Here is a 13,225-nt window from a genome sequence, read left to right as displayed (position 1 = left end):
CATCCATGGACTTCGCACTGCTGGACCTCTCACAGGTCGACCTCCCGACGATCTGGTTCGTGCTGGTCGCGTTCTTCTTCGTCGGCTACTTCGTGCTCGACGGCTTCGACTTCGGGGTGGGCATGTCGCTGCCGCTGCTGGGCCGCGATGACACGGACCGGCGGGTCATGATCAACACCATCGGCCCGGTCTGGGACCTCAACGAGACCTGGGTGATCGTGGCCGGGGCGGTGCTCTTCGCGGCCTTCCCGGAGTGGTACGCCTCGCTGTTCTCGGGGTTCTACCTCCCGCTGCTGCTGATCCTGCTGGCGCTGATCGCCCGCGGGGTGAGCTTCGAGTACCGGCATCAGCGCAAACATCCGCAGTGGACCCGGACCTTCGACCGGATGATCATCATCGGCTCGCTGCTCCCAGCCTTCCTGTGGGGCCTGATCTTCGCCAACGTGGTCCGCGGCCTGCCTATGGATGAGGGGCACAACGTCGTGGCGAGCCTGGGGGACGTGTTCAACCCCTACGCCCTGCTGGGCGGTCTCACCCTGACCCTGCTGTGTCTGGTCCATGGGGCGGTGTTCATCGCGCTGAAGACCGACGGCGAGATCCGCGGGCGGGCCCGCCGGCTCGCCGGACTCGCCGGGCTGCCGACGGCGCTGATCGCCGTCATCTTCCTGGTCTGGACTCTGCGTCTGGAGTCCTTCTCCGGGCAGCCTGGTCCCGCGCTGGCCGCGGCCGTCGGGGCCGCGCTGGCCCTGGTGGCGGCGCTGTTCGCCAACGCGCTGGGGCGGGAGGGTCTGGCCTTCGGTGCGATGGCGGCGACCATCGGGCTGGCCGTGGTGACTCTGTTCCTCTCCCTGTTCCCGCATGTGCTGCCTTCCACGACGGGGGTGGGTGGGCTGACCATCGCGAACGCGAGCTCCACCGACTACACCCTGACGGTGATGCTCTGGGTGGCGCTGGTGGTCACCCCGCTGGTGATCGGCTATCAGATCTGGACCTACTGGGTCTTCCGCCGTCGCCTCACCCGCGATCACATCCCCACCGCGGCGCACTGAGTCTGCCGGTGACGAGGACAGCCCGCCCGTGAGGACAGGACAGCCATGAAGCCCCTCGACCCCCGCCTGCTCCGTCACGCCCACGCCGCCCGCGGGTTCCTCGCCCTGTCCGTGGCGCTGGGGCTCGTGCAGGTGCTGCTGGTGCTGGCGTTCAGCGCCCTGCTGGCCGGGGTGCTGGCGACGGTGATCGCCGCCGTCGGGGTGCTTCCGGGGGACTGGGTGACCGAGGAGCTGGTCGTCCAGGAGCCGGCCTCCGGGGTGGAGCTGCTGGGTCTGGTCGCTCCGCTGCTGGGCGGACTGGCGGCGGTGGCGGCGGCCCGTGCGGCGGTCTCCTGGGTGATGGAGTGGGTCGCGGCGCGGGCGGCGGCGCGGGTGAAGTCCCAGCTGCGGCGCCAGGCCGCCGAGGCGCTGGTGCACCGCGGTCTCCACGATGACGACGACGGCGGCGCCGGCCCTGCCCATGCGGTCAGCGTCCTCGGTTCCGGCCTGGACGTCCTGGACGCCTATTTCTCCCGGTATCTGCCGCAGCTGGTGCTCACCGCCCTGGCGGTGCCGTTCCTGCTGGGCGTGCTCGCCACCCAGGATCTGACCACGGCGCTGATCGTGGCGCTCACCATGCCGCTGGTGCCGGTGTTCATGGTGCTGGTGGGTTGGTCCACCCAGTCCGCCCAGCTGCGGCAGCGCCGGCGTCTGGACCGGTTGGGCACCGCCTATCTGGACCTGGTGGAGGGCCTCTCCACGTTGAAGATCTTCAACCGGCAGCACCGGCAGCGGCAGAACCTGCACCGGCTCACCGAGCAGCACCGGTCCGCCACCATGAAGGTTCTGCGGGTCAGCTTCCTCTCCGGATTCGTCCTGGAGCTGGCCGCCAGCCTCTCGGTGGCGCTGGTGGCGGTCTCGGTGGGGGTCCGGCTGATCGACGGCGAGCTGGGGCTCTTCGTGGGGCTGTTCGTGCTCCTCATCGTTCCGGAGGCCTACGCTCCGCTGAGGCAGGTGGGCGCCCAGTATCATGCCGCGGCGGATGGGATCGCGGCGTCCGAGGAGGTGTTCGCGCTGCTGGAGAGCGAGCCGCGGACAGTGCCGACGGGACCGGGGGAGGCCACGCGGCGGCGGCGCTCCGAGCTGCAGCTGCGTGGGGTCGGTGTCGCCCGGAGCGGGTCCGCCATCGTCGACGACGTCGACCTCACCGCTTCCCCGGGGCGGATCACCGCGCTCGCCGGCCCCTCCGGATCGGGGAAGTCCACGCTGGCCGCCGCCGTCGTCGGGCTGGTCGCGCACACGGGGGAGCTCACGCTGAGCGGCGAGGGGGGCTCGAGGCCGATCACCCGTGACGACGTCGCCTGGGCCGGGCAGCGCCATGGGCTGCGCTCCGGCACGGTGGGGGAGAACATCGCGCTCGGCGAGCCGCAGCTGCACTCCGGTGAGGCGCGCAGCATCCTCGACGCTCTGGACCTGCCGGAACTGCCGCTCGATCACCCTCTGGGCGTCCGCGGTGCCGGGCTCTCGGGTGGGCAGGCCCATCGGATCGCCGTCGCCCGGGCCGTGCATCGGGCTCGGGCCCGGAATGCTCCCGTTCTGCTGCTCGACGAGCCCTCTGCCGCGTTGGATGACCGCTCCGAGCAGGCGCTGATCGGGCTCCTGCGGGCCGAGGCCGATTCCGGCCGGACGGTCCTGGTGATCAGCCACCGGCCTGGGGTGCTGGAGTCCGCCGACGTCGTCCATCAGCTGGAGGGAGTCCGATGAGCTCTGCACCCGCTCGTGACCTGCTCCGCCTGGCCCGCCCCGGAGTCCGTACCATGCTCCCGGCGCTGGCTTTCGGGGTGCTTTCCGGGCTGAGCGCTGTCCTGCTGCTGGGGCTCTCGGCGTACCTGATCACGCGTGCCGCGGAGCAGCCGCCCATCCTGTACCTGGGCCTGCTGGTGGTCGGGGTGCGGGCCTTCGCGCTCTCCCGGGGGTTCTTCCGCTACCTGGAGAGGCTGAGCTCCCACGACGCCGCGTTCCGTACGCTGAGCACCCTGCGCGTGGGGCTGGTCGAGCGGCTCATGCCGCTGGCCCCGGCAGGACTGGCAGACCGCGGGCGGGGTGACCTGCTCTCCCGGCTGGTCCGGGATGTGGAGCAGCTGCTCGACCTGCCTACACGGGTGATCCAGCCCCTGGTGAGCTCCGGCGTCGTCGTGGTGAGCACCCTGGCCGGGCTGGCCTGGTTCTCCCCGCCGGCGGCGGTTGCGCTCGCCGCGCTGCTGTGGCTGGCTCTGCTGGCCGGGACCTGGCTGAACGCGAGGATCAGCGGGTCCGCCGAGCGCCGGACCGCCATGTTGCGTGGGGCGCTCGCCGACGAGGTCACGGATCTGGTGGTCGACGTGGACGTTCTGCTGGCCTATGGCGCGGCGGGGGAGCAGGTCCGCCGGGTGGAGCGGGCCGATGCGCGGCTGCGGGCTGCGGAGCTGCGCAGCGCGGTCGGGGCCGGGGTGGTCTCGGCGGTGCTGACCGGGCTCACCGGGGCGGCCGTGCTGGCGATGCTGCTGCTCGGCATCCCGGCTCTGCGGCCCAGCGCGCCGCTGGGTCCGGAGTTCCTGCTCAGCCCGGGGGTGGTGGACGGTCCGGTGCTGGCGGTGCTGGCCCTGGTGCCGCTGGCGGTCTTCGAGATCGCCGCCGCCGTGCCCGCGGCCTGGTCCGCCCGACGCCGGGTGCTTGCCTCCGCGGAGCGGATCGCAGAGCTGACCGAACGGCCCCTACCGGAGGAGATCCCGGCCGACGACGGCGAGGACTCAGCTGCCGACGACGCCCACACTTCGGCGGAGGATCCGGACGGCGGTGTGCTGCTGGAGCTCGATCAGATGACAGTGCGCTGGCCGGGCCAGAGCGTCGCGACGGCGGCGCCGGTGGATCTGCGTCTCGGCCCGGGGGAGCGGGCGCTGGTCACCGGTCCCAGCGGGGCGGGGAAGACGGCGCTGGCCCAGGCGCTCGTGCGTCTGCTGGAGCATGAGGGCTCGTGCCGGCTGGACGGCGTCGAGATCCGCGAGATGTCCGCGGCTGCGGTGCGGCGGCGCGTGTGCCTGATCGAGCAGCGGGCGCATCTGTTCGACTCCACGTTGCGCGCGAATCTGAGCTTCGCCCACCCCGAAGGGCCTGAGAGGTGTGCTGATGAGGAGCTCTGGGAGGTTCTGGAGGCTGTCGGGCTGGGGGAGTGGGCGCGATCCCGGGACGGTCTGGATACGAGGGTGGGCCGCGAGGGCGCCCTGGTCTCCGGAGGGCAGGCGCAGCGCATCGCTGTCGCTCGCGGGCTCCTCTCCCGGGCCGACGTACTGGTGCTGGACGAGCCCACCGCGCATGTGGACCCGGAGCTGGGCGATCAGCTGATCCGGGATCTGCTCGGGGCTGCCTCGCGCACGCCGGAGCGAGATGGCGGCCGCGGTCGCAGCGTGATCCTGATGTCCCACCTGCCCGTGCCGGATCATCTGGTGGATCATCACCTGGGACTGACAGTGGCGACCTCCCCATGCTCAGATGAGCGCCGAGGGACACTCATTTGATATGGTGGCGATCACATCGACCACCCGTCGTGGAAGGATCGTCATGACCGCCGCCACTCCGCTCTCCGCACGCACCGTCACCGAGCTGGGCCCTGACACCCCCTCCGGTGTCGCCCTCCGCACCCCTGACTACCCGTTGGAGGGCCGGCGCGTGGGCATCGTCCATTTCGGCGTGGGCGGATTCCACCGGGCACACCAGGCCCTATACCTGGATCGTCTCTTCTCCGGCGCGGGGCGCGCAGACTGGGCGGTCTGCGGAGTGGGCCTGCTGCCCGGGGATGTGCGCATGCGGGATGCGCTGGTGCCTCAGGACGGCCTCTACACGCTGGTCTCCACCGGCCCGGACGGCACCCGTGACGCCCGGGTGATCGGCTCGATCGCCGAGTATCTCTATGCGCCCGAAGATCCTGAGGCCGTTCTGGCGCGGATGACGGACGAGGGCGTGAAGATCGTCTCGCTGACCGTGACCGAGGGGGGCTACAACTACAGCCCCACCACCGGCGAGTTCCTGACGGAGACCCCAGCGGCGGCTCGGGATCTCGCCCGGGGCGAGGGCGAGCACCCGGAGACGTTCTTCGGCTTCATCGTGGAGGCGCTGCGCCGCCGGCGGGCCGCGGGGACGGAGCCGTTCACGGTGCTCAGCTGTGACAACATCCGCGGCAACGGCGACCTGGCGCAGCGCATGATCCTGGCCTTCGCCCAGCACCGCGACGCCGAGCTGGCGGCCTGGATCCGGCAGGACGTCGCCTTCCCGAACTGCATGGTGGACCGCATCACGCCGGTCACCACCGAGGCGGATCGTGCGATGGTCGCGCAGGAATGCGGCGTCGACGACGCCTGGCCGGTGGTCAGCGAGGATTTCCTGCAGTGGGTGCTCGAAGACCGCTTCCCCGCCGGACGCCCCGCCTTCGAGGAGGTCGGGGTGCAGATGGTCCACGACGTGGAACCCTATGAGCTGATGAAGCTGCGGCTGCTCAACTGCAGTCACCAGGTGATCGCCTACTTCGGCCTGCTGCTGGGCCACACCTATGCCCATGAGGCGTGTCAGGATGAGGTCCTGGTCCGATTCACGCGCGAGCTCTACATGGACCGCGAGGGAACTCCCACGGTGCCCGAGGTGCCGGGGATCGACCTGGAGGCGTACAAGGACCAGCTGATCGCTCGCTTCGGCAATGAGCACGTCCGCGACACTCTGGCCCGGCTGGCCGCCGAGTCCTCGGACCGCATCCCCACCTGGATGGTGCCGGTGATCCGCGAGAATCTGGCCGCCGGGCGGGAAGTCAGCGCCTGCGCCGCCGTCGTCGCGTCCTGGGCGCGCTACGCCGAAGGCGTCGGGGAGAACGGTGAGGAATGGCCGGTGGTGGACCGCCTGCGGGAGCGGGTGATGGCCGCCGCCGCTCAGCATGACGACGACATCCTGGTCTTTCTGCGCGATGAGGAGCTCTTCGGGGACCTGGTGGAGCACCAGGCCTTCACCCGCCCCTACGCAGAAGCCCTGACCACCCTCCGGGAGCAGGGGGCCAGGGCTCTGCTGGAGAGGTCGGTGGGTTGAGGGTTCACGTCATGTCAGCAGGATGATCACGACCACGATCAGGATCAGTGTGCCCAGACCGATGGGGATGTAGATGCCGCGCATAGATGTCACCCTCTCTGGTGTCTCGACGGCAGCTGGCGTGTACCCGCCAGATCTTCCAGCACAGAGGGTGGGCCTGGGTGTTCGCTGGATGCAGCCCCTGGACCCCGTGTGAATGTGGCCTGAATCACTCTTGGGTGATCAGTGTACGAGGTCCTCAGGCCTGCTCGTCCTGAGCGGGCCGCTCAGCGATTCGACCTCACCGCCTGGATCAGCCAGATGACCGCGGCGGCGATCAGCGCGATGAAGATCAGGTTGGCGACCAGGCTCATCGCGGCGCCGAGGATCCAGAGGACCACGCGGATCGCCACGATGACCAGGATGATGGTCAGGATGACAGACAGCAGCTGTTTCATGAGGTCAGCCTAGGCGATGAGCCCGAACGACGCTGAGGGCGGGCCCCGGATGATCTCCGGGACCCGCCCTCAGCGGTTGGTCAGCTCAGGTGGGAGTGCCGCTCGTTCACTCCCGTTCGCGCCTGGCCCCAAGCGGCGTGGCCGCCGCATGGGGTCCCTGACGCTCACTTGCTCGTCGGAGTGAACTCGCTTCGCTCGTTCACTCCTCCTCGTCCTGCAGGGCCTCGACGTCGGCGAGCTGGGCGTGCGGAGTGTGGTCCGGGATGTCGCCGTTGAGGCGCAGGCCGGTCTCTGAGTCGAACAGGTGGATGTGGTCCATCTGCGGGACGACCTTCACACGGTCGCCCTTCAGCGGGGGGCGGCGGCCGTCGACGCGGACCACCAGCGGCTGGAAGGACTCCAGGCCCTCCGGCGAGCCGAAGATGTGTGCGTCGGCGCCGAGCTCCTCGGTGAGGTCCACGATCATCTCGATGCCGTGGACCTCGTCGATGTGGATGTCTTCGGGGCGGACGCCCAGGGTGACCGTGTTGCCGTTGGCCTTCTTCAGGGAGCCGTCGGAGATGGGGTACCGCTCACCGCCGAGGATGAGGCTGTCGCCGTCGTGCTGGACCTGGAAGAGGTTCATGGCCGGGGAGCCGATGAAGCCGGCCACGAAGACGTTGGCCGGGGTGTCATAGAGGTTGCGGGGGGAGTCGACCTGCTGCAGCACGCCGTCCTTGAGCACGCAGACGCGGTCGCCCATGGTCATCGCCTCGACCTGGTCGTGCGTGACGTAGACGGTGGTGACCGCGAGCTTGCGGGTCAGTGCGGCGATCTGGGTGCGAGTCTGCACGCGCAGCTTGGCGTCGAGGTTGGACAGCGGCTCGTCCATGAGGAAGACCTTGGGGGAGCGGACGATCGCACGGCCCATGGCCACACGCTGACGCTGACCACCGGAGAGGGCCTTCGGCTTGCGGTCGAGGTAGGGCTCGAGGTCGAGGAGCTTGGCGGCGTCCCTGACGCGCCTGGCTCGCTCGTCCTTCGGGACTCCGGCGATCTTCAGGGCGAAGCCCATGTTCTCCGAGACCGACATGTGCGGGTACAGCGCGTAGTTCTGGAAGACCATCGCGATGTCGCGGTCCTTGGGCGAGACGTGGGAGACGTCCTCGCCCCCGATGAGGATGCGGCCCTCGTTGACCTCTTCGAGGCCGGCGAGCATGCGCAGTGCGGTGGACTTTCCGCAGCCAGAGGGTCCGACGAGGACCAGGAACTCGCCATCGGCGATCTCCAGCTGGAGCTGATTGATGGCGGGGCGGGCACCGGGGGTGTAGATCCGGCTCGCGGCGTCATAGGTCACAGAGGCCATGGTGTATTTCCCTTTCACGGGCAGGTACGTGCCCGACGATCCGTGGTGAATGGGAGCTTGTGCGGTGAGTGCCGTCCACGACGGACAGCGCTCTCCGAATCTGCTCAGTTGTAGGCCGTGTCGCGTGATCTGCAACACAACCATGTGAATCACATCATAGTATGTGGGTCTTGTCCACTGCTCTGTGGGCATCGTCACCGGAGCGCTTCGGGGCAGGTGACGGCGATGGACGATCAGCACGCGTTGATGAGCGTGGACCCGGATCAGGACCTCTCGCTGGAGGCGGCCACCAGGAAGCGCCGTAAGGGCTGGAATCGGTCGATGCTGGTGTCCAGGCCGCCCGGGCGGGACGACAGCAGCCACGTCCGTCGCTGCTCGGCGACCAGCTGGTCGAAGCGGCTGAGCAGGCGGCGTGCGGCGCGCGACGAGCCGTGGTTCTGCTCGGCGCCGGGGACCAACCCCGAGCGCAGCAGGTCCACGCCGAATCTCGCCCACCGGATGGCCTGAGCCGTCTCGGCGACGGCGACAGGGCCCTCCGGGGCGGCCGGTCGGGCATCCTGCAGCGCCTCGAGAGCAGTGTCGAGAGTCCTGCGGGCCGCTTCCAGTCTGTCCTCCGAGGGCACATGGTGCGGCTCCAGGGTGCCTGGCTGCTGCACGGCGCGGAACAGCGGACTCGAGTTCGCCGTCTTGGCATCGAGGGCGTCTGCGACTCGTCCGATCTGGACGAGCGCCGAGCCGAGCACGCAGGCCTCATCCATGAAGACGAGGCGATCGAGCAGCCCGTCGAGGTGATGGGTGAGCTCGCGGTTGCTCTCAAGAGACCAGCTGGCCGCTCCGCCGAAGAGGATGGGCGCATAGGAGATCACCAGCGGATCGTAGTGACCGCAGTCTCCCCAGCTGGTGAGGAGGAACCCCTCGGAGCCGTGTTCGGCCCCGGTCAGGGCGGCGTCGGTGATGTTGCCCAGAGCGTTGTCCAGCCGCCCGACGAAGGACAGCCAGGTCCCCGTCCCGGGAGCCACCCAGAAGGGGACGTCCGCGTCGATGAGCGCCTGAGCCCGCGTCGCGAAGCTGCGCAGCTCCTCAGGATCCACCCCGTGGGCTTGGGAGAAGGCCAGCTCCTTCTCGCTCATCCGGTCGATGACGGTCGCGATGTGCTCGGGGGAGTCATAGAGCCAGACCACCGGCACCGTCCCCTCCGGAAGCCTAGCCATGAGCTCCGGGTGGCTTCCCAAGATGTCGGACCAGAACTCCACGCGGTGCCCTCGCGAGGTCCAGGGCCGCGCGACGCGTTCGACATAGTCCAGGAACACCGTGCCCAGGCCTTCCTGCTCGGCACGTGCCCGACTCTCTCCGGTGCCGAGCTCCCAGGTCTCATCGGCGCCGATGTTGAGGCGGTCAGAGCGGAAGTGGGGCACCAGGTCCTCCAGCAGGCCGGTGATGAACCGGGCGTTCTCCTCGGTGGGCGCCAGCGTGGAGGGCGGCCGCAGGGTGCCGGCGAACTCCTGGGGCTCCGGGTTCTCCGCTCGGAACCGGTAGCTGTCATGGGCGAGCCATCGTTCCCAGTGGCCGAAGGTGTTCTGGTTCGGCACCAGTTCGATCCCGCGGGCAGCACAGAGATCGTCCAGCCAGCGCAGGTCCTTCCCGGTGAGCGGGGAGGCGTCCTGCCAGACCTCTTCGTGCCCCGGGTAGGCGAAGCTGTGCTCGGTGTAGAGCTCGAGGTGGTTGTACCGTGCCTGGGCGAGCACCTCCACCAGCCGGCGAAGGCCCGCTCGGGCGGGGACACGGTCCCGGCTGATGTCCAGCATGAAGCCACGCCGGGCGAAATCGGGCCAGTCCTCGATGTGCACCGCCTGCTGCTCGGTCATCGGAGTGCCGCGCAGCTGGTCGAGGGTCTGCTGCGCGTAGCGCAGTCCGGCTTCGTCGGCGTAGGTCAGCCGGATGGTCGGACCGTAGTCCAGCCGGTATCCCTGGGGCGGAAGGTCCGGGTCATGAGCGACGACGACCTCGGCCTGCGGACGCGGGGCGGGCCCGTCCTGGACGTCGATGCGGCGCGGCATGGGGTAGAGCTTCAGAGACATCTGTCAGTTCCTCGCTTGTCGGTCGCTGCAGGGGCAGCTGTGGTGTGGAGACGTGCGTTCGGGGGTGGGGCTCAGCCCTTGACGGCACCGGCGACCATGCCTGAGGCCATGCGTCGCTGGACGAGGCAGAACAGGATCAGCACCGGGACCGCGATGAGCGCGGAGCCTGCCATGACCCCGGCCCAGTCGGTGCCGGTCATCCCTTCCTGGAAGCCCTGGAGCCAGACAGGCAGCGTCACTCTCCCCCCGGAGGAGAGGATCACCAGGGCCAGCGTGAACTCGTTCCAGGAGACCAGGAAGCCGAAGACCCCCGTGGCGACCAGGCCCGGCCCCAGCAGGGGGAAGGTCACCCGGAAGAAGGCCCCCACCTTCGTGCAGCCGTCGATCATGGCAGCCTCCTCCAGGTCCACGGGCACGCCGTCCACGAATCCCTTCAGCATCCAGACGATGAACGGCATGACCGTGCCCACATAGAGGAGTGAGAGTCCCAGGGCGGTGTTGACCAGGCCCCAGTTGGACAACATCCTGAACTGGGAGATGAACAGCGCCTCGGCCGGGATCATCTGCACGATCAGCACGGTCACCACGATGGCGGTCCGGCTGCGAAAGCGGAAACGGCTCAGGGCGACGGCGGCCAGCGTCGCTGAGCACAGTGCCACCGCGACCGCGAGGAGGCTCACCTGAAGGCTCATCTGCAGAGCGGTCCAGAAGCTGCTGTCCTGCAGGACTCCCAGATACGCGTCAGGGGTGAAGGAGAAGGGGAGCCATGTCGGCCCGTCGAGCCTCATCTGGGCGTTCGGCTGCAGTGAGACGTTCACCATCCAGTAGATGGGGAAGATCCACACCAGGGCGAGCGCGCCCGCCACGATGTTCAGCGCGAGGCGGCCGCCGGCGCGACGAGGACGCATCGGTGTCGTCGTCGGGCTCATGTCAGGTCTCCTTGTCGGCTGAGGATCCTGACGTACCGCCAGGTGAGCAGCACGAGGATCAGCAGCATGATCATGGCCAGGGCTGAGGCCATGCCGTAGTCTCCGCCGGCGATGCCGGTCTGATAGATGTAGGTCCCCAAGAGGTTCGTGTCGCTGGTGTTGCCGGCGCTCTGCTGCAGCGAATAGATCTGTGCGAAGACGCGGAGGTCCCAGATCACCTGCAGGATGGCCAGGAGCACCAGCACGGGGCGGATGATGGGCAGCACGATGTGCCAGAGGATGCGCGGCGTGCTGGCGCCGTCGATCTGAGCGGCCTCGACCGTCGCCTCGTCGACCTGGCTGAGGGCGGCGAAGGTGGCCAGGGAGACCAGCGGGGTGCTGGCCCAGATCACCACGGTCGCCGCGACGAGGAGGAACGGGATCGTCCCCGCCTGGAGCCAGTGGAAGCCGTCGAATCCACTGAGGCCGACGCCGGTCAGGAGCGTGTTCACGACACCGTGTCGATGGTCGGCCATGAGCTTCCAGATCGCGACGGCGGCGATCACCGGTGTCGCCCAGGCGAAGAGCAGCGCCAGCTGCAGCGCGATGCGCAGGCCGGCCGCCACACGCTGCATCAGCACGGCGAGGCCGACGCCGACCACCATCGTCGCTCCGGCCGCCACCGCGGTGAAGGCCAGCGTCCGGAGAGTGACCGTCCAGAAGTACGTGTCGGTGACGATGGTGGTGTAGTTGCTCAGACCCACCCATTCCGGCGGCTGGCCGAACTGCTGCGCGATGCCGAACTCCTGGAAGGACATCACCAGCTGACGGCCCATCGGATAGCCCAGGGCGAGGACCACCAGCCCGGCGGGCAACAGGAGCAGCAGGTACGGGGTGAGGCTCTGGCGCCGTCGGCGGGTGGCGGCAGCTCGGCCAGGGGGTCTGGCCCGGGACGGCGCCGAGGCGCCGTCCCGGGTGGTTCGTGGCGGTGCGAGTGCGGTCATCAGTCGTTCAGGATCTCTTCGAGCTGGGCGTCGACGTCGGCGGCGACATCTTCGACGTCCTCGCCGTCGGCGATGCGGGTCCAGATCTCCAGCGGAAGCTGGGCGCTGTCCGCCACGCCCCAGGACGGAGTGTTGGGAGTGAGCTGGGAGTGCGCCACCGCGTCCTGGAAGGGGTCGGCGCTGTGACCGGAGAGGGCGTCGGCGTAGTCGAGGTTGCCGGGCACCCAGCCGGCCTCCTCCGCGAGCAGGGTCTGGAAGTCCGGGGAGTAGATGAGCTTGAGGACCTCCTCTGAGAGCTCCTGGTTCTCGGAGGCCGCGGAGATCGCCACGTTGGACCCGCCTGCGAAGGTGGTCCCGGGGGTCTCCGGATCGGGGCCCGGCAGGGCCATCACCTGAGCCTGGCCGCTCTCCCAGAGCTCATCGTCGATGTCGTACTCCTTCAGGGCGAGCCCCGAGTAGAAGCCGATCCTGCCGGAGTTGAAGAGCTCGTAGGCCACCGGCACCGCCTCGTTGGGGTCGGAGACGTATTCTGAGCCGTCCTCCATGAGCTCCTGGGCTGCTCGGAGCCCCTCCAGGGACTCCGGAGTCGAGAGCGCGCCCTCCCATGTGCCGTCCGACTGCTGGGTCGCGTAGTCGCCGCCATAGGTGAACAGCCAGCCCTCCAAGGTCTTCGGGTCGGAGGAGGCCAGATAGATGCCGGAGAAGTCGTCGGTGTCCTCGGGGTTGGCCTCGTTGAGCTCGACTGCCGCCTCATTGAGCTCGTCGAGCGTGGTGGGCACCTCGATCCCTGCCGCGTCGAGAAGATCCTGGCGGTAGAAGATGATGCGGGATCCGGCGTAGAGAGGCGGTGCGTATGTGGTTCCCTCCCAGGTGCCGGCCTCCAGCCCTGACTCGATCAGCGAGTCCCCTCCGAGGTCCTCGAGGATCTCGTCGACCGGGGAGAAGGCGCCCACAGAGGTGAAGGTGGAGGCCTGGGTGTTGCCGATCTCCACGAGGTCGGGAGTCTGCGAGGAGTCAGGCAGAGAGGTCTGCAGCAGTTCGACGATTCCCGCCCATGGCTGCATCTGGACGGTGAGGGTGGAGCCTTCGTGGGTGGACTCGAACTCCTCGACCAGCCACTCCTGGGCGGCGTCGGGGACGGAGTCCTCCATGAGCCAGAGGGTGAGGTCGGCGGAGCCGGTCGCGTCGGCCTCCTCCTCCCCGCCGCCGGCGCCGCAGGCGGCCAGGGCGATGGTCAGGGTGGAGGCAACTGCCAGGTGCGGGAGCCGTCGCATGGGGTTCCTTTCGTGGTGCGGAGAGAAGGACGCCGCAGAGCGAAC

General features: G+C 69.0%; 10 protein-coding genes. 4 read left to right on the top strand and 6 right to left on the bottom strand.

Features of this window, described 5'->3' with window-relative positions:
* Positions 1 to 5 precede the first annotated feature (5 nt).
* The 4 genes from cydB to ODE13_RS11975 are packed head-to-tail and all read left to right on the top strand — an operon-like array spanning position 6 to position 6,134.
* Positions 6 to 1,049 (top strand): cytochrome d ubiquinol oxidase subunit II, encoded by a 1,044-nt coding sequence (gene cydB, locus ODE13_RS11990; protein ID WP_322479486.1) that lies wholly within the window; start codon positions 6 to 8, stop codon positions 1,047 to 1,049.
* Between the two features lie 45 nt (positions 1,050 to 1,094).
* A complete protein-coding gene (gene cydD / locus ODE13_RS11985; RefSeq protein WP_322479485.1) occupies positions 1,095 to 2,792 on the top strand; it encodes a thiol reductant ABC exporter subunit CydD in 1,698 nt (565 codons plus the stop codon).
* Positions 2,789 to 4,582 carry a thiol reductant ABC exporter subunit CydC gene (cydC, locus tag ODE13_RS11980; protein WP_322479484.1) on the top strand — a complete coding sequence of 598 codons (1,794 nt, stop codon included), beginning with the start codon at positions 2,789 to 2,791 and terminating at the stop codon, positions 4,580 to 4,582. The genes cydD and cydC overlap by 4 nt, the downstream gene beginning before the upstream one ends.
* A 43-nt stretch (positions 4,583 to 4,625) precedes the next feature.
* On the top strand, positions 4,626 to 6,134 hold the full coding sequence (locus ODE13_RS11975) for a mannitol dehydrogenase family protein (protein ID WP_322479483.1): 1,509 nt from the start codon (positions 4,626 to 4,628) through the stop codon (positions 6,132 to 6,134).
* 266 nt (positions 6,135 to 6,400) lie between these two features.
* Here the strand turns inward: ODE13_RS11975 and ODE13_RS11970 are convergent, their stop codons facing one another.
* The 6 genes from ODE13_RS11970 to ODE13_RS11945 form a co-directional block, all read right to left on the bottom strand.
* Complete coding sequence (locus tag ODE13_RS11970; protein WP_179541499.1) at positions 6,401 to 6,571, bottom strand: hypothetical protein; 171 nt, start codon at positions 6,569 to 6,571, stop codon at positions 6,401 to 6,403.
* Between the two features lie 199 nt (positions 6,572 to 6,770).
* On the bottom strand, positions 6,771 to 7,916 hold the full coding sequence (locus ODE13_RS11965) for an ABC transporter ATP-binding protein (RefSeq protein WP_179541500.1): 1,146 nt from the start codon (positions 7,914 to 7,916) through the stop codon (positions 6,771 to 6,773).
* Between the two features lie 263 nt (positions 7,917 to 8,179).
* The gene (locus ODE13_RS11960) at positions 8,180 to 9,994 is read right to left on the bottom strand and encodes a family 20 glycosylhydrolase (RefSeq protein ID WP_322479482.1); all 1,815 of its coding nucleotides are present in this window, start codon (positions 9,992 to 9,994) and stop codon (positions 8,180 to 8,182) included.
* Between the two features lie 71 nt (positions 9,995 to 10,065).
* Positions 10,066 to 10,923: a carbohydrate ABC transporter permease gene (locus ODE13_RS11955; RefSeq protein ID WP_179541502.1), complete on the bottom strand. Its 858-nt coding sequence runs from the start codon at positions 10,921 to 10,923 to the stop codon at positions 10,066 to 10,068.
* The gene (locus ODE13_RS11950; protein WP_322479481.1) at positions 10,920 to 11,906 is read right to left on the bottom strand and encodes a sugar ABC transporter permease; all 987 of its coding nucleotides are present in this window, start codon (positions 11,904 to 11,906) and stop codon (positions 10,920 to 10,922) included. The genes ODE13_RS11955 and ODE13_RS11950 overlap by 4 nt, the downstream gene beginning before the upstream one ends.
* On the bottom strand, positions 11,906 to 13,180 hold the full coding sequence (locus ODE13_RS11945; protein WP_179541504.1) for an extracellular solute-binding protein: 1,275 nt from the start codon (positions 13,178 to 13,180) through the stop codon (positions 11,906 to 11,908). The genes ODE13_RS11950 and ODE13_RS11945 overlap by 1 nt, the downstream gene beginning before the upstream one ends.
* Positions 13,181 to 13,225 lie beyond the last annotated feature (45 nt).

This window comes from Nesterenkonia sp. HG001 (assembly GCF_034438835.1).
GTDB classification, from domain to species: Bacteria; Actinomycetota; Actinomycetes; order Actinomycetales; family Micrococcaceae; genus Nesterenkonia; species Nesterenkonia xinjiangensis.
The sequence above is the reverse complement of the archived record's forward strand: the minus strand, read 5'-3'. Positions and strand labels throughout refer to the sequence as shown.

Coding starts and splice junctions, on each gene's coding strand:
- cydB (WP_322479486.1), top strand. CDS start 6: ATGGACTTCGCACTGCTGGACCTCTCACAGGTCGACCTCCCGACGATC.
- cydD (WP_322479485.1), top strand. CDS start 1,095: ATGAAGCCCCTCGACCCCCGCCTGCTCCGTCACGCCCACGCCGCCCGC.
- cydC (WP_322479484.1), top strand. CDS start 2,789: ATGAGCTCTGCACCCGCTCGTGACCTGCTCCGCCTGGCCCGCCCCGGA.
- ODE13_RS11975 (WP_322479483.1), top strand. CDS start 4,626: ATGACCGCCGCCACTCCGCTCTCCGCACGCACCGTCACCGAGCTGGGC.
- ODE13_RS11970 (WP_179541499.1), bottom strand. CDS start 6,571: ATGAAACAGCTGCTGTCTGTCATCCTGACCATCATCCTGGTCATCGTG.
- ODE13_RS11965 (WP_179541500.1), bottom strand. CDS start 7,916: ATGGCCTCTGTGACCTATGACGCCGCGAGCCGGATCTACACCCCCGGT.
- ODE13_RS11960 (WP_322479482.1), bottom strand. CDS start 9,994: ATGTCTCTGAAGCTCTACCCCATGCCGCGCCGCATCGACGTCCAGGAC.
- ODE13_RS11955 (WP_179541502.1), bottom strand. CDS start 10,923: ATGAGCCCGACGACGACACCGATGCGTCCTCGTCGCGCCGGCGGCCGC.
- ODE13_RS11950 (WP_322479481.1), bottom strand. CDS start 11,906: ATGACCGCACTCGCACCGCCACGAACCACCCGGGACGGCGCCTCGGCG.
- ODE13_RS11945 (WP_179541504.1), bottom strand. CDS start 13,180: ATGCGACGGCTCCCGCACCTGGCAGTTGCCTCCACCCTGACCATCGCC.